The 24,123-nt window shown below is 68.3% G+C and carries 21 protein-coding genes and 1 pseudogene; 7 read left to right on the forward strand and 15 right to left on the reverse strand.

All coding sequences use genetic code 11. The features are described 5' to 3' along the window. The first annotated feature begins 300 nt into the window (after positions 1 to 300). The gene (locus ACILR9_RS16480; protein WP_395711037.1) at positions 301 to 1,560 is read left to right on the forward strand and encodes an MFS transporter; all 1,260 of its coding nucleotides are present in this window, start codon (positions 301 to 303) and stop codon (positions 1,558 to 1,560) included. Positions 1,561 to 2,280: 720 nt separating this feature from the next. On the opposite strand, the pseudogene ACILR9_RS38405 reads toward ACILR9_RS16480, so the two are convergent. From ACILR9_RS38405 to gcvA, 9 genes and pseudogenes are all read right to left on the reverse strand, one after another. Then, positions 2,281 to 2,772: pseudogene (locus ACILR9_RS38405) on the reverse strand (glycogen debranching enzyme GlgX); the annotation flags it as partial. 175 nt (positions 2,773 to 2,947) lie between these two features. After that, positions 2,948 to 3,853, reverse strand: a complete 906-nt coding sequence (locus tag ACILR9_RS16490) for a hypothetical protein (RefSeq protein ID WP_395711038.1) — start codon at positions 3,851 to 3,853, stop codon at positions 2,948 to 2,950. Between the two features lie 64 nt (positions 3,854 to 3,917). Next, on the reverse strand, positions 3,918 to 4,967 hold the full coding sequence (locus ACILR9_RS16495) for an MlaD family protein (protein WP_395711039.1): 1,050 nt from the start codon (positions 4,965 to 4,967) through the stop codon (positions 3,918 to 3,920). Further along, entirely contained in the window at positions 4,964 to 5,668 is a 705-nt protein-coding gene (locus ACILR9_RS16500) for a hypothetical protein (RefSeq protein WP_395711040.1), read from the reverse strand. The genes ACILR9_RS16495 and ACILR9_RS16500 overlap by 4 nt, the downstream gene beginning before the upstream one ends. 17 nt (positions 5,669 to 5,685) lie before the next feature. Then, positions 5,686 to 6,504, reverse strand: a complete 819-nt coding sequence (locus ACILR9_RS16505; protein ID WP_395711041.1) for an ABC transporter permease — start codon at positions 6,502 to 6,504, stop codon at positions 5,686 to 5,688. Further along, positions 6,504 to 8,891, reverse strand: a complete 2,388-nt coding sequence (locus ACILR9_RS16510) for a cache domain-containing protein (RefSeq protein ID WP_395711042.1) — start codon at positions 8,889 to 8,891, stop codon at positions 6,504 to 6,506. The genes ACILR9_RS16505 and ACILR9_RS16510 overlap by 1 nt, the downstream gene beginning before the upstream one ends. Positions 8,892 to 9,049: 158 nt before the next feature. Further along, positions 9,050 to 10,870, reverse strand: coding sequence for a glutamine--fructose-6-phosphate transaminase (isomerizing) (gene glmS, locus ACILR9_RS16515; RefSeq protein ID WP_395711043.1), 1,821 nt, complete (start codon positions 10,868 to 10,870; stop codon positions 9,050 to 9,052). A 9-nt stretch (positions 10,871 to 10,879) separates the two neighbouring features. Then, positions 10,880 to 11,143: a hypothetical protein gene (locus ACILR9_RS16520; protein WP_395711044.1), complete on the reverse strand. Its 264-nt coding sequence runs from the start codon at positions 11,141 to 11,143 to the stop codon at positions 10,880 to 10,882. An 85-nt stretch (positions 11,144 to 11,228) separates the two neighbouring features. Next, the gene (gene gcvA / locus ACILR9_RS16525; RefSeq protein WP_395711045.1) at positions 11,229 to 12,131 is read right to left on the reverse strand and encodes a transcriptional regulator GcvA; all 903 of its coding nucleotides are present in this window, start codon (positions 12,129 to 12,131) and stop codon (positions 11,229 to 11,231) included. A gap of 85 nt (positions 12,132 to 12,216) precedes the next feature. Here gcvA and ACILR9_RS16530 point away from each other — a divergent pair, with 85 nt between their 5' ends. The 5 genes from ACILR9_RS16530 (at position 12,217) to ACILR9_RS16550 (ending at position 16,170) form a co-directional block, all read left to right on the forward strand. After that, positions 12,217 to 13,371, forward strand: a complete 1,155-nt coding sequence (locus ACILR9_RS16530; RefSeq protein WP_395711046.1) for a phosphoserine transaminase — start codon at positions 12,217 to 12,219, stop codon at positions 13,369 to 13,371. Then, positions 13,368 to 13,712 (forward strand): succinylglutamate desuccinylase/aspartoacylase family protein, encoded by a 345-nt coding sequence (locus ACILR9_RS16535; RefSeq protein WP_395711047.1) that lies wholly within the window; start codon positions 13,368 to 13,370, stop codon positions 13,710 to 13,712. Before ACILR9_RS16530 ends, ACILR9_RS16535 begins: the two co-directional genes overlap by 4 nt. Positions 13,713 to 13,803: 91 nt before the next feature. Beyond that, positions 13,804 to 15,177 carry an SLC13 family permease gene (locus tag ACILR9_RS16540; protein ID WP_395711048.1) on the forward strand — a complete coding sequence of 458 codons (1,374 nt, stop codon included), beginning with the start codon at positions 13,804 to 13,806 and terminating at the stop codon, positions 15,175 to 15,177. After that, positions 15,177 to 15,533 carry a Bug family tripartite tricarboxylate transporter substrate binding protein gene (locus tag ACILR9_RS16545; RefSeq protein WP_395711049.1) on the forward strand — a complete coding sequence of 119 codons (357 nt, stop codon included), beginning with the start codon at positions 15,177 to 15,179 and terminating at the stop codon, positions 15,531 to 15,533. The genes ACILR9_RS16540 and ACILR9_RS16545 overlap by 1 nt, the downstream gene beginning before the upstream one ends. A gap of 58 nt (positions 15,534 to 15,591) precedes the next feature. After that, a complete protein-coding gene (locus ACILR9_RS16550) occupies positions 15,592 to 16,170 on the forward strand; it encodes a nucleotidyltransferase family protein (RefSeq protein WP_395711050.1) in 579 nt (192 codons plus the stop codon). 191 nt (positions 16,171 to 16,361) lie between these two features. On the opposite strand, the gene ACILR9_RS16555 is transcribed toward ACILR9_RS16550, so the two are convergent. The 3 genes from ACILR9_RS16555 to ACILR9_RS16565 are packed head-to-tail and all read right to left on the reverse strand — an operon-like array spanning position 16,362 to position 20,157. Beyond that, positions 16,362 to 17,420, reverse strand: a complete 1,059-nt coding sequence (locus tag ACILR9_RS16555) for an ABC transporter ATP-binding protein (protein ID WP_395711051.1) — start codon at positions 17,418 to 17,420, stop codon at positions 16,362 to 16,364. Between the two features lie 5 nt (positions 17,421 to 17,425). Continuing rightward, positions 17,426 to 19,138, reverse strand: coding sequence for an ABC transporter permease (locus ACILR9_RS16560; RefSeq protein WP_395711052.1), 1,713 nt, complete (start codon positions 19,136 to 19,138; stop codon positions 17,426 to 17,428). Further along, entirely contained in the window at positions 19,135 to 20,157 is a 1,023-nt protein-coding gene (locus tag ACILR9_RS16565; RefSeq protein WP_395711053.1) for an ABC transporter substrate-binding protein, read from the reverse strand. Before ACILR9_RS16565 ends, ACILR9_RS16560 begins: the two co-directional genes overlap by 4 nt. 142 nt (positions 20,158 to 20,299) lie before the next feature. Between ACILR9_RS16565 and ACILR9_RS16570 the strand changes: the two genes are divergently transcribed. Further along, complete coding sequence (locus ACILR9_RS16570) at positions 20,300 to 21,088, forward strand: phosphodiesterase (protein ID WP_395711054.1); 789 nt, start codon at positions 20,300 to 20,302, stop codon at positions 21,086 to 21,088. Positions 21,089 to 21,232: 144 nt separating this feature from the next. Here ACILR9_RS16570 and ACILR9_RS16575 read toward each other — a convergent pair whose 3' ends face one another. The 3 genes from ACILR9_RS16575 to ACILR9_RS16585 are packed head-to-tail and all read right to left on the reverse strand — an operon-like array spanning position 21,233 to position 24,009. Further along, positions 21,233 to 22,300, reverse strand: coding sequence for a hypothetical protein (locus tag ACILR9_RS16575; protein WP_395711055.1), 1,068 nt, complete (start codon positions 22,298 to 22,300; stop codon positions 21,233 to 21,235). 43 nt (positions 22,301 to 22,343) lie between these two features. Further along, on the reverse strand, positions 22,344 to 23,096 hold the full coding sequence (locus ACILR9_RS16580) for an NTP transferase domain-containing protein (RefSeq protein WP_395711056.1): 753 nt from the start codon (positions 23,094 to 23,096) through the stop codon (positions 22,344 to 22,346). 19 nt (positions 23,097 to 23,115) lie between these two features. After that, complete coding sequence (locus tag ACILR9_RS16585) at positions 23,116 to 24,009, reverse strand: MurR/RpiR family transcriptional regulator (RefSeq protein ID WP_395711057.1); 894 nt, start codon at positions 24,007 to 24,009, stop codon at positions 23,116 to 23,118. Positions 24,010 to 24,123 lie beyond the last annotated feature (114 nt).

Here is a 24,123-nt window from a genome sequence, read left to right on the forward strand (position 1 = left end):
GCGGATGGACCGGATACCAAAGTGACAAATCAAATGGCCCCATCACTATGCGCGACGGACTCGAACGCTTCTACGCTATCGCTGATGGTTACCATCTCGCAGCGCAACATCTGTGCTCAAGTTAGCCAGCGAAGCTGGGGGAGGAAAATGAAAGAGCGCTCGTGTGAGTCGCGCGCGGCCGGGTGAAATTGCATGCCGCGCATGTGAAACGAATCCTTCCCCTGGCGCGGCGCCGAGTCGAAGCTCGCCGACGAACGCGCCCCGCCTCCCGGTCGCAAGGCGCGGCGAGGGAGCACGGGCATGGATGGATCGCAGAGCCGCGTCGCCGCGGACCAGCAGGCCGGGGTCGACAGCCCTGACGCGTGGCGGGTGGCGTGGATCGCGCTTGCGCTCCTCTCGGTGTCCTACGGCTCGCCGCTCCTGATCATCGTCGGCATGCGGACCATGCAGGAGGCGCTCGGCACCGATCGCTCGGTGATCGCCCTTGCCGGGTCCTTGGTGTGGGTCGGCACAGGGGCCGGCGGCATCCTGATGGGCTGGCTGGCCGATCGCATCGGGCTGCGCACCACGGTGATGTTCGGCGCCGTCATGATCGCCGGCGGCCTGGCGCTGTCGTCGACCGGGTCGGTGTGGGCCGTCTATGTCGGCCACGGGCTGATGGTCGGCCTGCTCGGCAACGGCGCCGTCTATCCGCCGCTCCTGGTCTATGTCACCCGCTGGTTCTATCGCCGCCGCGGCTCGGCGGTCGCGCTCATCTCGTCGGGCCAATACGTTGCCGGCGTCGTGTGGCCATCGCTGATCGAGCAGGGCATCGCCCAGGTCGGCTGGCAATGGGTGATGCTGGCCTTTGCCGCCGTGGTGCTCGTCGTCGTCGTGCCGATGACGTTTCTCCTCAGGCCGGCGCCCGTCACCGCATCCGCCGTGCCCGGGCACGCAGCCGACGCGCCGAGTCGGCGCGTTGCCGGCCTGCCGCCCAATCTCGCGCAGGCCCTGCTCTGCTTGGCGGGTTTCTCCTGCTGCATCCCGATGTCGATCCCGCAAGGCCATCTGGTCGCTTTCTGCGGCGACATCGGCATACGCCCGACCCATGGCGCCGCGATGCTGTCGGTCATGCTGGCGGCGGCCTTCCTGTCGCGCCAAGCGTGGGGTGCGCTCGCCGACCGGATCGGCGGCCTGCGCACCGTGCTCGCCGGCTCGACTTGCCAGGCGATCGCCATCGCCTGCTTCCTGCTCACCCAGGACGAGGTCGGCCTGTTCGCCGTGGCCACCGTCTTCGGGCTGGGATTCAGCGGCATCATCCCCGCCTACTCGGTGGCGATCCGCGAGCTGTTCCCGGCGGCCGAGGCGTCGTGGCGCATTCCGTTGACCCTGTTCACGGCGATGAGCGGCATGGCCTTCGGCAGCTGGTTCGCCGGCAGCCTCTACGATCACTTCGGATATTACGCGCCGGCCTTCGCCTCCGGGGTGGGCTTCAACATCCTCAATCTTCTGATTGTCGGCTTTCTGGTCGGTCGCATGGCATCGTCGCGGCGCAGCGGCCTGTGGTCCATGGTCAAATGACGACAAGGCCGGGCCTGCGCCTCACTCGAAACCGAAACGCACCGCCTTGAGGGCGGCCTCCTCGACCGCCTGCACGACGCGCTGATAGGAGCGCTCCGCCGCGGTCGACCGTTGTGGCGTACGCTCGGGCTCGAGCACGAACAGGAGCAGTGCTCGTCCCGGCACCGCGAACTCCTTGCCGAAGGAAGCGCGCTGCAATTCCTTGTGTTCCGGCGTGTGCGTATCCAGGAGCTTGACCCAACGGCTGCCGCCCGTTGCTGCGGGCAGCACAAAGGGCACGATCTCGGTGTGGGCATTGACGACGATCAGCAAGGTCGAATCGTCGCCCACTCTGCGGATGCCGGTTTCCTGCGCCCGTCCGTCGAGCAGGATGCCAAGGCACCGGCCATGGGGGTCTTGCCAGTTCTCTGCCGTCATTTCCACGCCTTGCGGCATAAGCCAGCTCACGTCCTTGACACCGATCTCCTCGTCATAGGTGCCGGTCAGGAACCGGCCGCGCCTTAGCATGGGCAGCGCCCGGCGTATCATCAGGAGCTTGCGCACGAACTCGGCCTGGGCGCGGCCTTCCGGGCCGATGCCTTCCCAATCGTGCCAGGAGATTTCGTTGTCTTGGCAGTAGCTGTTGTTGTTTCCGCCCTGGCTCCGCCCGAACTCGTCGCCACCCAGCAGCATTGGCGTGCCGCGGCTGAGCAACAGCGTGGCCAGGAAGTTGCGCATCTGAATGAGCCGCACGGCGCGAATGCCGGGATCGCTGGTCGACCCTTCGGCAAATGCGAAATCCGCGTTGGCCGCGTAACGCCGCGCCGGGGCAAAGAAGCTTAGATCGCCGGTCTCGACCTGGTAGCCGAACAGCGCCGGATTCCAGTCGATGCGGCCGATCATCTGCCGCCCGTACGGATCGAGCAGAAGCTTGTTGGGATTGAAGCGGTGCCCGGCCGCAGGATCGTATGGCCCGTGTACGCGATAGCCATAGACCGTGCCCGGCCGCGCGTCGGGCAGGTAACCATGCCAGACCTCGTCTGTGTACTCCGGCAGGGCAAGACGCTCTACCTCGCGCCTGCCGCTGTCCTCGAACAGGCACAGCTCGACCTTCGTTGCGTGCGCCGAAAACAGGGCGAAGTTCACGCCCAGCCCATCCCAGGTCGCGCCGAGAGGATAGGGCAGGCCTTCGGACAGGCGCGATCTGCGGGGCGACGAGCTCGGCACAAGGATTCCTTTCGCTGATGGGCTTGCAGAACGCGCGAGCCGTCCCGCAGGCTCCCCAGCGATGAGAACGAACGGCGGCGTTCCTTGAGTTGTCGTTCCCCTCCCGCGACGCCTGCGCTTCTCGCCGGCAGGCGAGACGCGCGCGGTCCGGAAGACCATGAGGGTTTGCCGGTACTCGCGATCACCGCGCCGCCGGGCGCTCCGCAGCGGCCCGGCGCAGCCGGGCGACCTCCTCGACGATGCCGCTCTGGCCGGTCTGCCGGGCCACCTCCTCGGCCTGCCGCAGGAGCGGCTGAGCAGTAGCGGTGTCGCCCTGGAGCAAGGCGCTGCGGCCGGCCCGCAGCAGCAGGTCGGCGGCCTCGGGTGCCTGGCCGGAGCGTTGGGCGGCGTCGGCGGCCGACGCCAGGGCGCGCACCATGCCGCGATAGTCGAGCGCCTGCTGGCGATTGGCGGCGGCGCGCTGAAGCAGGACGAGAGCGTCGGCCGGACGGTTGCCGAGCAGGGCGGCGCGGCCTTCCAGCTCCTCTCGGTCGGCTTGCATGTCGGCCTGCCTCGAGGTCGGCAGGGCGGCGATCGCCTGGGCAAGTGCAGGGCCGTCGCCGCGCTGCGCCGCCACCAGGCCGCGGATGAACCAGGCGCGCGGAGCGGTGTCGCTGTCGCTCGAGGTTCGGCTCGAGGCTTCCTGGGCCGCGCTGTCGGCGGCGGCAAGATCGCCGGCGCGATAGGACGCTGCCGCCAGCACGAGGAACAGCTCGGCCGGCACCGGCAGGCGCCTGAGCTCGAGGTCGCGCTGGGCGTCGCGCACCGTGGTGATCGCGGCCTTGGCATCGCCTGCCCGCATTTGCGCCAGCGCCAGATTGTACGACACGTCGGCGATGGCGCCGGCGTCGTCGCGCTCGTAGGCGCGCTGCAGGGCGGTCTTGTATTGGCGCACCGCCAGGCTCGGCATGTCCATCGACAGCGCCTGGCTGCCGGCGCGGTTGGCCTGGTCGAGCTTGGCGTCGGGCGGCGGCCCGGGATCGGCCGGGCTGCCGCCGCACGCCGCGAGAGCGATCGCCGCCATCGGTGCCAGCAGGCGCAGATTCACGATCTCGCCCCGGTCATGATTGCCTCTCGATCACGATCGCCACTCGATCATGGGCGCCACTCGATCATGGGCGCACCTCGATCGCCGGCGCCCGCCGGCTGGCCGGGGCGGGCGGGGCGTTGGAGCCGCCGAGCAGCCAATGACGGCGCAACTGGCCGAGCAGCAGCTCGAGCTCGTGCGCGGCGATCTGGGCCTGCAGCAGGGTGCTCGGCAAGGCTTCGGTTGTGACGGCGACGTTCTCGGCGATGCGCGGCGTGGTGTTGGCGAGATTGCGCGTGGTCTGCTGCAGCGACGTCAGGATCGAATCGGTCTTCACCAGGATCTGGGCGATGCGCGGGTCCTTCGACGTGCGCTCGAGCTGGGCGGCGAGCTCGCGCACGCTCACCAGGGCGGCTTCGACCTCGTTGGCCATCTTGTCGCTGGAGATGAGGCGGCCGGCGACCCCTTCGCCGCTGTCGACCTTGCGGGCGACGTTGGCGGCCGAGGTCATCGTCTGCTCGAGCGGACCCTCGATCTTGCGCACGACGGTGGCGGCCGTGGTCAGCGTCTGCTCGAGCGGGCCGGCCGGATCGACGGCGCGATGGGCGACCGCGGTGAAGGCCTGCACCGCCTTGTTGACGTCGTCGATCAGCGGAATGATCTTGGCGCGCAGCTCGTCGATCATCTGGCCCAGCGTATCGGTCGGCGCGCGGTCGCTCGAGGCGGCGATCACGGCATAGGACCAGTCGAGCTCGGGGCCGGCGCCGCGCGTGATGTCGATGAAGGCCGCACCCGCTACGCCGAACTGGCGGCGGATCGAGACCACCGAGTCGCGCCGGATGAACGGGCGCATCTGGTCCTCGACGCGGGCGACCGCATGCATGCGCTGGTTGGGGTCGATGACGATGCGGCGGACCTCGCCGGCGCGGGTGCCCAGCACCTGCACCTCGGCGCCGGGCGCCAGGCCCGCGACGCCTTCGTCGGGCAGCAGGATGCGCAGCGTGAAGGACGGCTGGAACCAGTCCTTGAGGAAGCCCGCGTTGATCAGCACGCCGATGAACACGCCGAGGCAGGCCAGCACCACGGCCCCGACGAGCTCGTCGAACTGGAAGACACCGAAGATCGAACGCTTCATCGCGCCCTCCGTCCTTGCGCCAGCCCGTGCTCGGCCAGCCGGAGCACCTGCTCCGCCTCGACGAACTGCGTGGCCTGGGCCGCCAGGCTGCCGGTAATCCATAGCACCGCGGCGCCGCGGTCGCGCGCTGCCAGGATGGCCTGCGCCATCGGCACGGCGAGGTCGGGCGTGTGCTCGAGCGCCGGGTCGTGGACCACGATCAGGTCGGGCTCGCCCAGCAGGCCGCGCACGCAGGCCGCCCGCACCAGGGCGCGACGCGGGGTGGTCTCGCTGCGTCCCGACGGCAGGCCGGGCAGGCCGAACAGCCGCGCAAGCTGGGTGGCATGGTCGATCATCTCCTCGCGCGGCCGCTCGAAATGGTAGGCGCCGGCCAGCAGAACCGCGTCGAGCACCGACATGTGGCTCGGCCAGACGTCACTCTGCACGACCGCGCCGATGCGGCGCCGTCGATGCATGCGCTCGCGCGGATTGCGCGTCGTCCAGTTGACGCCGAGGAACTGCACCTCGCCGGCATAGGGGTCGGCCAGCCCGACGCAGAGGTCGACCAGCTCGGCGGCGTCGGCGTCGTCGTCGACCTCGACCAGGGCGACGGTACGGCGCGGCAGCTCGAGGTCGAGCCGGATCGGCGTCGTCGAGAGCTGGCGCTCGGCCAGGGCGACGCCGCGCAGCGACAGGACAGAACGGGTGGGCCGGAGCGCCATGTCAGCCTACCACCCTCTCACGGCACGAGGTCGTAGAGGCTGTTGACCACGAAGATCGCGAGCGCCGAACGCACGAAGCCGCGTGGCACCAGGCGCTGCAGCTCGTCGGCCTGGTCGCGCCGCGCCAGCCCGGTCGAGCAGCAGGCCAGCGCCACGACGAACCCGATGGTGATGCATTTCAACGGCGGCAGGATGAAGTCGTTGATCTTCATGGCGCGCAGCACGAGATCGCTGAAATCCCAGATCGAGTAGGAGATCAGCCCGAGCCCGTTGGCCATCACGTAGCCGGTCAGCAGGGTCGACAGCAGCAGGATGGTGGCGAGGCAGAAGGCACCCAGCGCAAAGGCGAAGGCGCGCGGCACGATCAGCAGCATCAGCGGATCGAGCCCCTGGATCTCGAGCTGGCGCAGCCAGCCGCGGGCGCGCGCCTCGCCGAGCTCGATCAAGGTCGCCGTCCCGGCGCGACCAAACAGGATCAGGCCGACCAGGATGGGTACGAACTCGCGCACCAGCAGGACGACGATGACCTGGCCGACCAAGCCGGTCGTGCCGGTCTGGGCCAGCCAGTAGACCGCCTGCGACACCAGCGCGAAGCCGACCAGCAGGCCGGTCGCCACCGCGGTGGCGAACGAGCGCACCGTCACCTCATGCAGCACGCGCTTGAACTCGACGCGCACCGGCCCGTGCCAGGTGCCGCGGCGCAGCGACACCGCGACGACGGTGGCGGCCAGCGACAGATAGAGTAGCAGGCGATGGATCAGCAGGATCGTGGCGCCGCCCAGCGCCGCCAGGCCGCGTCGCACCAGCGGGAGGTCGCGGCGCTCCGTTCCCGCCATCACAGGCGGTCCACCAGGACGAAGGTGCGCATGTCGCCGGTCTCGGGCAGGAAGTAGGTGCCGCGCGGCCGGAACAGGAAGCGGTCGGCGAGCAGCTCGTAGGCGGTTTCCGAGGCGGCGATGGTGCGCCGGGCGGTGCTGGTCGACAGCACCTTGGCGACGCCGATCGCGCCGCCCCACAGATGCCGGCTCGGCGGCTCGGTGGCGACCGTCATGCTCATGACCGTGCCGATATCGATGGCGAAGCTGAAATCGAGGTTGATGTTCCAACGTCCCTCGAGCTCGAGCAGGCGGTCGCGCAGGTCGAGCATCGCCGTCGCCACGCAGCGCGCCGAGGCGGTGACCGCCGTCTTGTCGCCGGAGAAGGCTGCTAGCACGAGCTGGTCGTCGAGCATCGCCGCGTAAGTAAGCCCGCTGCTCTCGATCGAGCGCTTGAGCTCGTTGACGATCGCCTCCATCGCCGTGCTTTCCTCGCACGATGCCGGGCGCTTGGCCACCGTGGTCCACATCGGCAGCTTCAGCACGGCGATCGTCGCCCGCTCGATCGCATTGTCCTCGAGATCGTCGAGCGAGGCGTTCGCCAGCATCAGGGTCTGCTCGAGCCGCGATTCGCGGGTGGCGAAGCTTTCGACCGAGGCCCCGCCGGCCGAGCCGCCGGCCGCTGCGGCGGCTGCGGCGCGCGCCGCGACAGGCACCGGCGGGGCGGCGGCGGCGTAGCGCAGCGCCAGCACCACGGCCAGCGCATCGCAGAATGCCACCATGCTGGCGGCATGCTCGCCGCGCGCCGGATCCTCGACCGTGATCATGCCGCTCAAGCGGCCGTTGGAGAGGATCGGCACGATGTAGATGCTGGTGGTGTTCAGCGGCTTCAGGTAGGCGACGAACAGGTCGGCCGTGCGCCCCTGGCTGGCATCCTCGGCGTCGATCGGCTCACCGTTGCCCAGCGCGGCGAACAGGTCTGGCATCTGGTCGCGATGCAGCTCCATGCCGCTGGTATGGTCGTTCACGGCGCGGTCGAAGCAATCCTCGCACAACAGCGTGGTGCGGTCGCTGTTGAGGCGCCATACCGCGACCCGCTTGCCGGCGCAGGCGGTGGCGGCGGTCTCGAGCGCGCTTTCCAGGCTCTCGTCCTGCGAGCCATCGGTCGGGCCGCTGGTGCGCGCCAGCTCGACGAAGGTGCGGTTTCGCGCCTCGAGCGCCTGCTGGCGCGCGGCGGCCGCGGTGACCGTGCGGTCGGCGGCGACGCTGCGCCAGGCCAGCAGGCCCGACAGCCCGGCAACGATCAGCACGACCAGCCCCGACATGAACAGCGTGGCATAGGCGCTGTCGGCGACGAAGCCCACGAAGTCGGTCTCGGGAACGACGATCACGACCACCCAGTTGCGGTCGGTGACCATGCTCACGGGCTCCGACGAGACGATGATGTGCTGGTCGCCGAATGTCAGCACCTGGCGGCCGAAGCCGGAAACGCGCAGGTGATTGAAGATCCGGGTCATCAAGGGGTCGCCGAGCTCGTCGAGCATCGGCGCCTTGGCGTCGGGCCGCTCGGCTGGCAGCCAGTCGTCGCTCGGGTAGGCGACGATGCGCCCGCTCTTGTCGAGGATGAGCGCCTTGCCTCTTTGCCCGATGTCGAGCTGTTTCAGGAAGCTGCACAGGTTGGCGAGCTCGATGTCGATGCCCATCACCGTCTGCAGCCTGCCTTCGGCGTCGAAGTGCGGAATCGACAGGGTGATGCCGGGCTTCTTCAAGGTGAAGAAGAGATAGGTCTCGCTCCAATACGGCTTCTTCGTGCGCTCCGCGCCCTGGTACCAGGGGCGTGTCCGGGGATCGAACGTGTCGGCCGGATCGGTCTCGACCCCGACCACGTTTCCCTGGGCATCGCGCCGGGTCCAGCTGACGGTCCGCTTGTCGCCCTGACGCTCGATCGTCTTGGTGTCGAAGCCGCCTTTGTCGTTGCGGACCACGAACAGGAAATTGCCCTCGGGATCGGCGTAGCTGAAGGCGGTGGCGGCGGTGACGGTGCCCAGTGCATGCCGGGCGAATCGCCGGACCTCCTGGGCGCCGCTGGGCACGCTGCGCCCGGCCCCGGCTGCGTCGGCCAGCTCGAGGAACTGCACGGCCGGAGCAAAGTAGGACTGCATCTGAACGGCGACCCGCTGGTCGATCGCCGTGATCAGGTCGTTGCCCAGGATGGCGGCGCCCCGGCGATTGCGCTCGTAGGCCGAATAGGCCATGCCCGCGACCAGAACCACCGCAACCACGACACCGGCCACTGGCAGGCTGTGGCGCAACGCCCTGCGCAAACGGGACGGGCGCCCCTCACGCTGGGCCTCCGACAGGGCCGTCAGGTCGGGCGCCACCTGATCGGACGGTGACAAGCTGGCCATGCGACCTCCAGCTTACCCCATCGGCACGCCATTAGTAGAGTCCGACGTGCCCCCGGACGCATAGCCGAGGCGGGATCGCGGGGTGGGGCCGCTCTTCATTTTCCTCCCCAGCTTCGCTGGGGAGGAGGGTCAAGAGCGCGGCTGTGGGCCCTCGCCGGTCACTCGACCGTGACGGACTTGGCGAGGTTGCGCGGCTGGTCGATGTCGCAGCCCCGTGCCATGGCGACGTGATACGCCAGCAACTGCAGCGGGATGTTGAGCAGCAGGGGATCGAGCTCGGGCGCGAGTTTGGGCACCACGAACGATCCATCGACGGCGGCAGGAGCGTCGCCCGGATGGGTCACGGCGATGACCGGTCCGCCGCGGGCCTTGATCTCGTCGATCGTCGAGAGGTTCTTGGCCATCAGGTCGTCGTGCGGCAGCACGATGACGCTGGGCGTCTCGGGCGTGATCAGCGCCAGCGGCCCGTGCTTCAGCTCGGAGGCCGGATAGGCCTCGGCGTGGAGATAGCTGATCTCCTTCAGCTTCAGCGCGCCCTCCTGGGCGATCGCATAGCCCGCTGCCCGGCCGAGATAGAAGGCGTGCTGGGCCGTGGCGAAGCGTTGCGCCAGCACGGCGATCTCGTCTTCCCGGGCGAGGATCGCGGCAATGTGGTCGGGCAGGGCTTCCAGCGCGCCCAGCAGGCGGGCGCCGCCGGCATGCGAGAGGTCGCGCAGGCGGCCGAGATTGATGGCGAGCAGGGCGAGGGCCACGACGCTGCAGGTGAAGGTCTTGGTCGACACCACGGCGATCTCCGGGCCGGCCCGCAGGTAGATGCCGCGGCCGCATTCGCGCGCGATCGTGCTGCCGACGACATTGACGATGCCGAGCACCCGGCCGCCCTTGCGCTTGATCTCCTGCACGGCGGCCAGGGTGTCGAACGTCTCGCCCGACTGGCTGACGGCGATGTAGAGCGTGTCCTTCTCGATCACCGGGTTGCGGTAGCGGAACTCGGACGCCTGCTCGGCCTGGCTCGGGATGCGCGCGAGCTGCTCGATCAGGTGGGCGCCGGCCACCCCGGCGAGGTAGGCGGCGCCGCAGCCCAGGATGCGGATTCGATGCACGTCCAGCAGATCGCGCGCCGCGAGCTCGATGCCGCCGAGGTGCGTGGTCTGGAAGCGGGGGTCGAGGCGGCCGCTCAGGGTTCGCCGCACCGCCTCGGGCTGGTCGGCGATCTCCTTGTGCATGTAGTGCCGGAAGGCGCCCTTGTCGTAGGCCTCGTCCTTCCATTCCAGGGTGGACGGCGTCTTGACTGTGCTGGTGCCGTCGAGCCGGCGTGTCTCGTAGCCGTCGGCGCGCACGGTGGCGAGCTCGCCGTCGTCGAGGTGAACGATGCTCGCGGCGTGGCGCACGAAGGCCGCCGCATCCGACGCGAACAGCATCTCCTTGTCGCCGATGCCGAGCACGATCGGGCTGCCGTTGCGCGCCACCACGAGCTGGTCGGCGCGCTCGGCATCGATGACCGCCAGGCCATAGGTGCCGACGACGAGCCGCAGCACGGCACTGACGACGGTCTCGAGCGGTGAGCCATCGTCCATCAGCGCGATCAGGTGGGCGACGACCTCGGTATCGGTCTCCGAGCTGAAGACGATGCCGCGCGCCGTGAGCTGCGCCTTGAGCGCAGCAGCATTCTCGATGATGCCATTGTGCACGACAGCATAGCGGCCGCTGGCGTCGCAATGGGGATGGGCGTTGCGGTCGCTCGGCTCGCCGCTGGTTGCCCACCTCGTGTGGGCGACGCCCAGCATGCCCTTGAAGCGCTGCGGCTTCAGCTCCTCGAGCTCGCGGACCTTGCCCTTGCGCTTGGCGAGCTTGAGCACGCCCTTGTGGCCGATCGCGATGCCGGCCGAATCGTAGCCGCGATATTCGAGGCGATGCAGGCCTTCCATCAGGATGGGCGCCGCCTGGCGCTTGCCGATATAGCCGACGATGCCGCACATGGTGGGTTCCTAGCCGTAGATGATGCGGCGCAACTGCCGCGTGGTGTAGGCCGGGGCCGGGAAGCGCCGCTGCGCCAGCTCCACCTGGAGACGGGCGAAGATCGCCGCATTGGCGAGACCCTGGCGCTGGAGCGCCAGATGCCGCCGCCGGACGAAGGCATCCGGCTGCTCGATCAGGAACGACACGACCTCGTCGACGAGGCGCCGGGCCTCGCCGCGGTCCAGTGGCGATGTTCGGGCGAGGTATTCTACGAGCTCGTCCAAATCGGCCAACTCGGCTCCATTCACATGAATTCCTAGCAACCGGGGCTTGGAGAAGAGACATTTTTGCCCGATTCTGGGCAGAAATGCCATGATTTCATGCTGGAGGAGACGAGGATCGGGTGGCTCGGACGACCCAATTGCTGAACGTGCTGACCTTCCGGGCCTTCGCCAGGGTTGCCGGGTAGGTCAGGCAATAGCGGCGGCCGCTGGGCGTAAAGCCGAACGGGGCGACCAAGCGGCCGAGTTGCAGGTCCTCGTCGACCAGGGGACGCGGCGCCATGGCGACGCCCAGCCCGCCGACCGCCGCCGCCAGCAGGAAATAGAAATGCTCGAAGCGCCGTCCGCGGCCGGCGTCGATGTTTGGCGTCCGGCGACGCTTCAGCCAGTCCGCCCAGGCGTCAATCCGCGTCTCAGTGTGCAGGAGCGGCAGGTCGTGCAGATCGGCGGGCCGGCGGAGCGGGTGCCTGGCCGCAAAGTCGGGACTGCACACCGGTCCGATCTCCTCGTCCATGAAGGGGCGGGCTTCGATGCCGGCCGGCCACGGCGGGTTGCCGATGCGGATCGCGATGTCGATCTCCTCGCGCGCAAAGTTGACGGGGCCCGACGATGCCGAGAGCCGAACGTCGATCGCCGGATGGCGCGCGTTGAAATCGTAGAGGCGCGGGATCAGCCAGCGCATCATGAAGGTCGGCAGGCACGCCACCACCAGGGGGCCGCGCTGGGTGGCGCCGGTCAGCCGCGCGGCGCTGCTCTCGATGATGTCGAGCGCCGTGCGTACCGCCGGCAGCATTGCGTTGCCGGCTTCCGTCAGCTCGAGCCGCCGGGTCGAGCGACGGAACAGTTCTGCGCCGAGATGCGCTTCGAGCGATTTTATCTGCCGGCTGATCGCGCCGTGGGTGAGGTTCAGCTCGTGCGCGGCCGCGCTGAAGCTCAGCAGCCGCGCCGCCTGCTCGAAAACCGGCAAGGCCTTCAACGGGGGAAGCCGACGTCGCGCCATGCACCCTCTTTGTGATGAAAGCTCACAGATGCGGTGAGCTTAGATCGTTTGTCGCCTGCCTCCAATTGTCGTCCTCTGTGCGGCGATGAGCATTCGAAGACCCACAGCCCGGCCGCGCAATCCGTGCTTCTCCTCCGGACCCTGCGCCAAGCGCCCCGGCTGGCGGCCGGAGGGGCTCGCCGCCGCGCTGGTGGGGCGCTCCCATCGTTCCGCCGCCGGCAAGGCGCGGCTCGCCGAGGTGATCGAGCGATCGCGCAGCGTGCTCGACATTCCCGCCGATTACCGCGTGGCCATCGTGCCGGCGTCGGACACCGGCGCCGTCGAGATGGTGCTGTGGTCGCTGCTCGGACCGCGCGGCGTCGACGTCCTGGCCTGGGAGAGCTTTGGCGAACAGTGGGCGCAGGACATCATAAGCCAATTGAGGCTTGCCGATGAGCGCTGCCTGGCGGCGCCCTACGGTTGCCTGCCCGACCTCACCGCGGTGTCGGCCGAGCGCGACATCGTGTTCGCCTGGAACGGCACGACCTCGGGGGTTCGCGTGCCCGACGGCGGGTGGATCGCAGCCGACCGAAGCGGCCTCACGATCTGCGACGCCACCTCCGCCGCCTTCGCCATGGCGCTGCCCTGGGACAAGCTCGATGTCACGACCTGGTCGTGGCAGAAGGCGCTCGGGGGCGAGGCCCAGCACGGCATGATCGCATTGAGCCCGCGCGCCATCGAACGCCTGCTGAGCCACACGCCGGCGTGGCCGATGCCGAAGATCTTCCGACTGACGCAGGACGGCGCGCTCGCCGAGGGCATCTTTCGCGGCGAGACCATCAACACGCCGTCGATGCTTGCGGTCGAGGATCATCTCGACGCCTTACGCTGGGCGGCGGATATCGGCGGGCTACCGGCGCTGATTACCCGCGCCGAGGCCAATCTCGCGGCGATCGAAGAGTGGGTGGCGCGCGCCGGCTGGCCTGCCTTTCTCGCCGTCGACAAGGCCCATCGCTCGTGCACCTCGGTCTGCCTGCGCATCGCCGATCCGGCGGTCGCGCGCCTCGAAAGCGCCGACCAGGCCGCAATCGCCCGCCGGCTCGCGGCATTGCTCGAGGCCGAAGGGGCAGCCTTCGACATCGAGGCCTATCGCCACGCGCCGCCCGGCCTGCGTCTTTGGGCCGGCGCGACCGTCGAGACGGCAGACCTGCGCGCCCTGTTCGGCTGGCTCGACTGGGCCTATGCCGAGGTGGCGCCGTGATCCCGGCGGCGGCCGCAACTTCGCGCATCGCCTCGACCGTGGATCTCGATGCGCCGGGCCTGCGCCACGGCTACCTCAAGCTGCCGCACTCCACGCACGACTCGGCCTATGGCTGGATTCCCATTCCCATCACCGTGGCGGTGGGCGGCAGCGGGCCGAGTGTCCTGCTGGTGGCCGGCAATCATGGCGATGAGCACGAAGGCCAGATCGCCCTGATGAAGCTCGTGCGCTCGCTCGATGTAGCAGCGTTACGGGGCCGCCTCATCGTGCTCACGGCGGCGAACTATCCCGCCGTCATGGCGGGCCGGCGCGTCTCGCCGCTCGACGGCGGCAGATCGTGACGTTCGACCGCGCCGGCATGGTGCTCTGTCGTCGCTTCCCGGGCTGGGCGCGCCGCGGCGACTGTCTCTATCAACTGGCGAGTCCGGCGACATGAGGAAGGAACTCTGGCTCCTGGTCGCGCTGCTGGCCTACCTCGGGGCACGCCTCGTGCCGGCGCAGGCCGGGCTTGGCCTGCCGGCGTTGGCAGCGCTGGGTGTCGCTGCCGCGGGCACCATCCTGTGGATCACCGAGGCGGTTGCGCTCGGCGTCACCGCTCTGCTCGTCATCGTGCTGCTGGCCATCACGCCGGGCATGACCCTGCCGGCGGCGCTGCACGGCTTCACGTCGGAGGTCGCGTTCTTCCTGATCGGCGCGGCGGCCATGGGCGCTGCCGTCGAAGCGAGTGGCCTGGCACAGCGCGCGGCGCGCTTCCTGACGCTCAGCGCACGCGGCAACCCGACGCGACTCTACGCGCAGATGATCGTCTCGCTGCCGGCGCTGGCCTTTCTCGTGCCGTCGGCGATCACGCGCAACGCCATCCTGATCCCGGCCTATCGCGAGGCGCTCGACGGCATGGGCATCGACAAGGGAGGCCGCGTCGGTCGCGCCCTCATGCTGGCGCTCGGCATGCTGAACCCGCTCGCCTCGTCGGCGCTGCTGACCGGTGGCATCGCGTCGATCGCGGCGGCGACGCTGCTCGGGGGCTTCTCCTGGCTGCATTGGTTCGGCCTGATGGCGGTGCCGTACTACGCCCTGATCCTGCTGGGCGGTCTCTATCTCCGCCTCATGGTCGGCAGGTTCGAGCCGCCGGTCGCGGCTGCCGCCGTGCCGCCGGCCGTGCCGCTGTCGACGGCCGAGACCAGGACTCTCGTGGTGCTCGCCCTGACCGCGGTGCTGTGGCTCAGCGATTCGTGGCATCACCTCTCGCCCGCGATCCCGGCGCTGATCGCTGCCATCGCACTGCTGTGCCCACCCTTCGGCGTGCTGACCTGGAAGGTCTTCGAGGCCAAGCTGTCCTGGAGCCTGATCCTCACCGTGGGCGCTTCGATTTCGCTTGCCCGGGCGATGACCGAGAGCGGCGCGGCGGCCTGGCTCGGCGAGCTGCTGGTCGGCCACCTGGCCGGTTTGTCGGCCGCGCCGCTCGTCCTGTTGGCGCTGTTGATCGTGGCGGTCGCCGTCGTGCACCTCGCCATCACCAACCTCGCGGCCTGCATGGCGCTCTTGATCCCGATCGCGATCACCATCGCAACGGCGGCCGGGCTCAACCCGCTGCTCTGCGGCCTGGTGGCGACGCTCGCCGTCGATGCCGTGATCCTCTATCCGGTGCAGACCGTCGCCAACCTGCTGGCCTACGAAAGCGGCTACTTCGCCACCGCCGACGTGCGCCGCCTCGGGCTCGGCATGCTCGTGCTGACGATCGTGGTGGTGATGCTGGTGCTGCCCTGGTGGGCGCTCCTGTCGCTGCCCCTGGCGGGAGCATCCTGATGCGCCGTCGTACCGTGCTGGCTGCCACCGCGGCCGCGCTCCATCCGGCAACTTTGTCGGCCCAGGACAAATGGCCGACGCGGCCGATCCGTCTCGTCGTGCCGTTCGCTCCGGGCGGCACCACCGACCTGGTTGGTCGCCTGATCGCACCGTCCATGGCCGCGGCGCTCGGTCAGCAGATCATCGTCGACAACAAGGCCGGCGCCGGCGGCATTCTCGGTGCCGACGCCGTCGCCAAGGCGAAGGATAGCGTCGATACGCGCCAGGGCACGCCCGACGACGCGTCGCGCTTCCTCGCGAGCGAGATCACGAAATGGACGCCACTGGCGAAAGGTTCCGGTGCTGTCGTAGACTGACTGCAGGGTGAAGATCTTGCCGGCAGATGCGATGATTCAGGCGGAGCGACTGTACGCCGTGATCCAAAGCAGCCCGCTGCTGTCCGCCGTGATCGCCAGATGGACGCACGTCGGCCTGCCCGATGCCTGGCTGGTTGCCGGCGCGATCGCGCAGACCGTCTGGAACGACGGCTTGGGCTTGCCGCCGCAGCACGGCATCGCCGATATCGATATCGTCTATTTCGATGGCGACGATCTGTCGGATGCAGCGGAGGCGACGCAGTCGGCAAGAGTGAGAGCGCTCTTTTCGGACTTGCCCGTCTGGATCGACGTCAAGAACGAGGCACGCGTCCATCTTTGGTACGAGGCCAAGCTCGGCCAGCCGCTCGCGCCCTACGTCTCGACCGCCGATGCCATCTCGACCTTTCCGACGACCGCCACATCGGTCGGCGTGCAGCCCGGTGCGAACGGGCTCGCGCTCGTGGCTCCATTCGGCCTCGCCGATCTGCTGGGCCTGATCGTGCGGCCGAACAAGAAGCAGATCTCGCGTCAGGTCTACGAGGCGAAGATCGAACGCTGGTCGACGCTCTGGCCGGGACTTCATGTCGTCTCGTGGGATCAGGTGCCGGTGCCGCTGGGAGTGGCCGATTCACGCTAGAGCGTGATTGGTTTTTTGTTGAACCGACTCGGTATCCATTCTGTCATCGTGAGCGCAGCGAAGGATCTCATCGCCAGGAGCTTCAAAGTGCTCCCATTGCAGGCGGCGGCGAGGTTCTTCGCTGCGCTCAGGACGACAGAAGCTCGGACGTCGGCCTGAGGGATGGCGCTTCAACGTAGGAAAATCGCGCGCTAGTCCTGCTCGAGGATGTGGAAGCCGTCGACGTTGAAGTCGATCGTCACGGCCGTGTCGGGTTGAAGGGCCGCGCTTGCCAGGCCGCTCATCACGACTTGCAGCATGGTGCCGCCGAACGCGACTTGATAGTCGGTCTTCTCGCCCAGGAATGTCACCTGGACGATGCGGCCGTTGGGGCCCGGACCGCCGCCGGCTCGCAGCGCGATCATCTCCGGGCGCACGACCAGGCTCATCATGTCGCCCGGCTGCCGGCCCGACGCGAACGCGATCGACATTCCTTCGGTCTCGACCTGGCTCGACGACAGCACGCGAGCCTTCAGGACGTTCGTCCGGCCGATGAAGCGGGCGACGAACTCGGTCCGCGGCCGATAGTAGAGGTCGCGCGCGCTGCCTTCCTGGACGACCGAGCCGCGGTCCATGACGGCGATTCGATCGGAGATCGCCATCGCCTCTTCCTGGTCGTGCGTCACGTACACCGTCGTGATGCCGATCCTCTTCTGCAAGGCGCGGATCTGCTCGCGCATCTCGAGCCGGAGCTTGGCATCGAGGTTGCTGAGCGGCTCGTCGAACAGCAGGACCTTGGGCTCGAACACGACGGCGCGGGCCAGGGCGACGCGCTGCTGCTCGCCGCCGGAAAGCTGGTGCGGCTGCTGACGCTCGTAGCCGGCGAGGCCGACGAGATCGAGCACGGTGCCGACTGCCTGGACGATCGCGCGTTCGTCGCGGCCCTGCACGCGCAGCCCGTAGGCGACGTTCTCGAACACCGAGAGGTGGGGAAACAGCGCGTAGTTCTGGAACACGAAGCCGATGCCGCGGCGATTCGGCAGCACGTGCGTCACGTCGCGGCCGTCGATCAGGATCGCGCCGGCGTCGGGTTCCTCAAAACCCGCGATCATGCGGAGCGTCGTCGACTTGCCGCAGCCGGAGGGCCCGAGCAGGGTGACGAGCTGGCCGTCCTCGACCGACAGGCTGACCTCGCGCACGGCGTAGACCTCGCCCTTGACGCTGTGATCGAAGCGCTTGGAGACGTGCTCGAGGCGAATGCCGACGGACACCTGGGCTAACCTCCGAGGAAGGAGCGCGCCGCGCCGCCGGCGGCCGGCGTGCGCAGCCGCGCCAGCACGGCGCTGAGGCCACCGACAACGATGAAGACGACCACGATCACGAGCACCGAGAAGGCCGCGGCCGGGCCGAGCGCGAGCTCGGTCATGTTCTCCAGGATGCGCACCGTGATCAGCGTCCAGCTGATGGACACCAGGAAGATCGTGGCGCTGATCGCCGTCATCGAGCGGATGAAGACCACGCCCAGGCCGGCGAAGAAGGCCGGTGCGATCAGGGGCAGCATGACGCGGCGAAAGGTTTCGGACGTGCCGGCGCCGAGGCTTGCCGAGGCGTCCTCGAGGCTGCGGTCGATCTGCTGCAGCAGGGCCACCGTGGCGCGGATGCCGGTCGGGCTGTAGCGAAAGACGTAGCAGGCGATGATGATCAGGGCGCCGCCGGTCAGGGCGATCGGCGGGTCGTTGAAGGCGATCAGGTAGGCGATGCCGACGATCGTGCCGGGAAGGGCGTAGTTGATCATCGCGACCAGCTCGATGGCGTGACGGCCGGGAAAGCGCCGCCGCGCGACGAGGTAGCCCACGAGCACGCCGTACAGGCCGCCGATCGGCATGCCGATGGCGGCGATGATCAGCGTGTCCCGGATGGCCGGCAGGCCCTCGGTGAAGATCACGTGGTAGTGGTGCCAGGTGAAGCTGTTGTTGGCGCCGAATGCCGTGACCAGAGAGGCCACGACCAGCAGCGCGTAGAAGTAGACGATGATGGCCGTCACGGCGAGGCAGGCTGCCACCAGCAGCCAGATCGTCCAGCGGGCGATGGCGCGCGAGCGCGAGCGCTGGCCCACCTTGCCGCTGACGGTGACGTAGCTGCGTTGGCCGACCCAGTAGCGCTGCAGCAGGAAGATCACGACGGCCGGCAGCAGCAGCATCAGGGACAGGACGGCGCCGCCCTTGAAATCGAACAAGCCGGTGATCTGCAGGTAGGCCTGGGTCGGCAGCACCGGGAAGGCATTGCCGGCGAGGATGAGGGGGGTCGCGAAATCCGCGAGCGAGGCCGCGAACAGCAACAGGAACGCATTGGCGAAGCCCGGCACGCAGAGCGGCAGGGTCACGGTCCGGAAAATGCGCCAACGCGAGCTGCCGAGGCTGAAGGCCATCTCCTCGAGGTTGGGGTCGATCGCCGCCAGGATCGGCCGCAGGGTGAGATAGGCGATCGGGAAGTAGGTCAGGGTCTCGGCGAGCGTCGTGCTCCAGAAGCCGTAGGCCGAGACGTTGGTGAGGCCGAGCAGGTCGTGGGTGATCAGGCCCCTGGGCCCGAACGAGAAGATGATCGCGATCGAGGTCGTGAAGGGCGGCGACACCAGCGGCAGCAGCGCCGCCGCATCGAGCAGGGTCAGCCAGTGCCGGCCGAGCCCCGACCGAACCGCCGTCAGGGCGAAGACGAGGCCGAGCGCGGTTCCAAGCGCACCGACGGCGGCGGCCAGCACCAGGCTGTTGACGAACGCCGCCTGGTGGCTGGGATCCAGCACGGCCGACAACAGGGGCTCGAGCGTGAGCGCGCCGTCGTCGACGAAGGCGCGCTCCAGCAGATGGGCCAGCGGGAACAGCACGAAGAGCAGCAGCAGGCACCAGATCGCGGCGACCGCCGTCAGCAAGGCCGGATCGCCGGCGAGGCGGCGCCACGGCGCCGCCGACCGTGTCCTGGTCACGGCCGTCACTGGGCCGGCAGGATCTCCTTCACCCAACGCTCGATGATGCGCTTGCGATTGGCGCCGGCGTAGTCGTCGTCGATCGGAAAGATCCTGGCGCCCTTCAACACCTCGGCCAGCGCCGGATCGGTCTTCACCTCGGGGTTGGCCGGAACGAAGTTCACCTTGTGCTCGGCGAGCTTGGACTGCATGGCCGGGCTGGTGGCGAAGTCGATCAGCTTCTTGGCCGACTCGGGATTCTTCGCACCCTTGATCAGCGCGATTGCTTCGGCCGAGGTGCCGATGCCCTCCTTGGGAAAGCTGACGACGACATCGTAGCCCTTGGCCTTGGTCTCGAGCGCGTCGACGATGAAGAAGATGCCGCCGGCAGCCTGGCCGAGGCCGACCGGCAAGGTGCCGCCGCCGCCGCTCTTGGTATAGACCTGCACGTTCTGGCGCAGCTTCTTCAGGTACGCGAAGGCCTTGTCCTCGTTGCGCTCGTTGACCTCGAGGACGGAGAAGATGCGCGTCACCGCCGTGCCCGACGTCCGCGCATCGGCCATCTGCAGGCCGTTCTTGTAGGCCGGGTTCAGCAGGTCGTTCCACGAGGCCGGCGGCTGCAGGTTGTTGGCCTTGAGGAATGCCGCGTTGGTCATGAACACCAGCGGATCGTCGGCGATCGCCGTCCACTGGCCGTCAGCGTGCTTGAAGCGCGCCGGCAGCTTGGCGAACGATGGCGACTTGTAGGGCTCGAAGATGCCCTCCTTGATGCCGGCCGCGAATGTTTCCACCGGTCCGCCGAACAGGACATCGATGCGCGGATTGTTCTTCTCGGCGATGACGCGCGCCAGGGCCTCGCCGGAGGAGAAGCGCAGGAAGTTGACCTTGATGCCGGTCTGCTTCTCGAACTCCTGGAACATCGGGCGGGCGTAGTTCTCGGGCCAGATCGTGTAGACGTTGAGATCGGCAGCCGAGGCGGCGGCGAGACTGACGATCGAACCCGCGACGACTCCAGCCAATGCGAGCGTCGCGCGACGAAGCAGACCCATCGATTTCCCCCGATATGACAGTATTGTTGCAGACCGATATAGGCCGCGCGTCGGGGCACCGTCCACGGAAGAATAAAGAGTCTTATGCTGCCAATTGTGGCAAAGCGGAATGGTACCAAAGGCCGATCCTGGAGCGGGGGCAATGCAGAAGTTCATCCATATCACCGACACGCACTTCGTGCCGCCCGGCACTCTGCTCTACGGCCTCAATCCACTCGATCGGCTCGCGCTCTGCGTCGCCGACGTCAACAAGCATCATGCCGACGCCGCCTTTGCGATCCTGACCGGCGATCTCGCCCACAAGGGGGAGCTGCCGGCCTACCAGGCGCTGAAACGCGAGCTCGACAAGCTGGCCATGCCCTACCACCTTCTGGTCGGCAACCACGACGACCGCGCCGGTTTCCGCGCGACCTTTCCCGACGCCCGCGTCGATGCCAACGGGTTCATCCAGTTCACCTTCGACATGGGCGAGGGCGTGCTGGGCGTCTGCCTCGACACCAACGAGCCCGGCAAGCCGTGGGGCACCTTCTGCGAGGCGCGCGCCGCCTGGCTCAGCGACACGCTGGCCCGCACCGGCGATCAGCCGGCGATCATCTTCATGCATCATCCGCCGTTCAGGGTCAGGCTGAAGCGCATGGACGACATCTCGCTGCTGGAGCCGCGCTTCTTCAGCCAGGCGATCGCGGGCCGCAAGAACATCCGCCACCTGTTCTTCGGCCATTTGCATCGGCCGGTGGCGGGAAGCTGGCGCGGCATCCCTATCTCGACCCTGCGCGCGACCAGCCACCAGGTGGCGCTCGATTTCGTGGTCGAGGGCCGCATCATGGGCAGCCACGAGCCGCCAGCCTACGGCGTGGTGCTGCTCGAGGAGGACCAGATGATCGTGCATATGCATGATTATCTCGATCGGACGAATACGTTCCTGCTGTGACTCGCTCCCTTTCTCCTCCCCAGCTTCGCTGGGGAGGTGTCGGCGTAATCGCCGACGGAGGGGTCGAAAGCCCCACTGAGACTCCTGACCCCTCCGTCGCGTATGACGCGACACCTCCCCAGCGAAGCTGGGGAGGAGAATGGGTCAGCCATACCTCTCGCGCAGCAGCCGCGCGGCTTGGGCTTCGGCCTTGAGCTTGAGATAGACCTCGTCGGTGTCGACCCTGGCGGCGGAGCCGGGGGCGAAGCCGCAATCGGGGTTGAGGGTGATGCGCCGCCCGTCGATCCGCGTGAGCGCGCGCTCGACGCGGGCGGCGATTACCGGGGCGGCTTCCGGTACACCCGGAGTCACGTCGACGACGCCGAGGCCGAGCTCGAAATCCTCGCGCAGGCGACCGAGACTTTCGAGATCGTCGGCGCCGGCGGCCGTGAATTCCATCGTGAGATGCTGCACCGCGAGGCGATTGAGCTGGGCCAGGATCGGGCCGTAGGTGCCGGCATGGTGCTTCTCGCCGCGCACGCGGGCGCCGGCCCGCCGGCAGAGATGCACGGCGAACTTCACGCCGGCAAAGCCCGCGACCGTGGCGTTGATCATGTCGACGGCGAAGTCGGCGGCGCGGTCCGGATCGTCGTAGCGCGCGCGGACGTCGCGATCGACGAACAGGCAGAGATGCGGATCGTCGATCTGCACGATCTCGACGCCGATGTCTCGGAGCAGCGCGATCTCGGCCCGCAGCGGCGCCACGCAGGCGCGCACGAAATCCTCGCAGGTAGGATAGGCCTTGCGCGAGCGCTCGGCATCCCATAGGCGCTCGCCGAGCAGGGCGGGGGCGGGCAGCGTGATCTTGGTGGCGACGGTGGCGACCTGCTTCACGAAGGCCGCCTCGGCAGCGACGAAGCCGGCCGGCTTGGGCGTCAGCCTCTCGGTCACCACCGTCCACGGCCGGCCGTCGGCGGGATTGGTTTCCAACGTGAAGCCGTGCGCCAGCTCGGCGATGACGCCGATATAGGAGCGGCGCCGCCATTCGCCGTCATTCACGACGTCGAGCCCGGCCCGCTCCTGCATTGCCACGACAAAGCGGATGGCGGCATCCATGGTCGCGGAATCGACGGCGTCCCAGTGCGGCTTCTCGATCAGCTCGCGCACCACCAGGGGGCGCGGGATCGAGCCGACGACCGACGCCGGGAACAGCGGCAGGGAGCGGCCCGTCATGTCAGGATCGTCATGTCAGGGCCATCATGTCCGGGGCGCCATATCAGGGCCGCCACAGCGTCTGGGCGAGGTCCATGTCTTCCTGGGTGTCGATCTCGCGGTACTTGCCGGGCGTGTCGACGTGGCCGAAGGCGATGCCGTGCTCGATCATGTCCTGGAACAGGTGGATCAGGTACGCCTTCTGGAACAGCGCTGCCTCGCGGTAAGGCCGGTCCCAGAACTTCGCCATGCGCTGGTGGTAGAATTCGCGCAGCCGGCGCGCGCCCTCGCTGCCGAACTTGGCCACGCCGATGAACTCGCCGGTGGCGTCCTCGTAGGGGATGCCGCGATGGACGCGCTCGACCCGGCTGCCGCGCGTGATGACCTTCTCGGCGTCGTGCGGCGGATGGCGGGTGCGCGGCCTGTAGTGCTCGCGCCAGTCGGTGTCGACGCCGAGCGCGATCTCGTCCCTGGCCTGCACGAGGCCGGCCACCAGCTGAGGAGTGAACAGGATATCGGAGTAGGCCGTGACGAAGGGCCGGTCCATCAGATCCTCAGCGCACATCAGCGAGACCAGGATGTTGTTGTCGGGCCAGTCGCGGTTGGCGCGAAAGACGAACTCGGGATAGTCGTGCCGCACCGCCTCCATGCGATAGCCGCCGACGAAGCAGATTTCGGTGCAGCCGCCGCCCTTCAGCGCCTCGACCGTCCAGTCGAGGATGCGCTTGCCCTGGATCTCCGCGAAGCATTTGGGAGCGTTCTCGGTCGTCGGCATCAGCCGGCTGCCGCGGCCGGCGCCTATGATGATGGCACGCATTGGAGGATGATCGCGTGCATCAGAAGCGCTTGCCGGCGATGATGCGGGCGCTGAGCTCGAGCTTGGCGACCGAGCGCTTGGCGTCGGCCAGCGCGCAGCACGACACCAGCGTGTCGATGAGCGCGAGCTGGGCGACGCGGCTGCTCATCGCTTCCGGCCGGTAGCGCGTCTCGTTGGCGATGGTGTGCAGGACGATGTCGCAATAGCGCGCCAGCGGCGACTTGCCCATGCGGGTGATGCCGATCGTGCGCGCGCCGGCGTCGCGGGCCAGCCGCGTCGCCAGCACGGTCTCCGTCGTGCTGCCGGAATGCGAGATGGTGATGACCGCCGTGCTGGCATCGGTCATCGCGGCGCTCACCGCCTGGATGTGCGAATCGCTCACCACCTTGGCATCGCGGCCGAGCTGCAGCAGCCGATAGGCGAGGTCCTGGGCGATCGGCCCGGAGCTGCCGATGCCGTAGACCTCGAGGCGCCGCGCGTTGCGGATGATCTCGACCGCCCTGGTGAGCGCCGGCATCGCCAGCAGCTGGCGAGTCTGCTGCAGCGAGGCGATGTGGGCCGCGAACACGTGCTCGGCCACGTCGGCCACCGAATCGGTCTCGCGCAGGTCCTCGTGGATCAGTCGCACCGGATCGACGAGATCACGCGACAGCAGGATCTTCAATTCCTGGAAGCCGTCGATGCCCAGCCGACGGCACAGGCCGACGATGCTGCCCTCGCTCGCCTCCGCGTGCTCGGCGAGCTCGGTGATCGACATGCGGATCACGTCGCTGGCGTGCCCGTCGACGTACTCCGCGATGCGCCGGGCGGTCGGCGGCAGGGTGCGCATCGACTGGCGGATCAGCGTCAGGATGGAGGCCTTGTCTTCCGCTTCCACCGTCCGCCCGTTCGCCAGCCGCTGCTTCCCCGACATTCCTGCCCCTCGGTACTGTCGTGACATCTGTTTGAAATAAACTCAGTGTCTAAATGATCCAATAATGAGTTCTTTTCAACCCGCAGCGCGCACGTTATCGTCTGCCCGTCCTGT

It is taken from the genome of Reyranella sp., assembly GCF_044224635.1.
Classification (GTDB): domain Bacteria; phylum Pseudomonadota; class Alphaproteobacteria; order Reyranellales; family Reyranellaceae; genus Reyranella.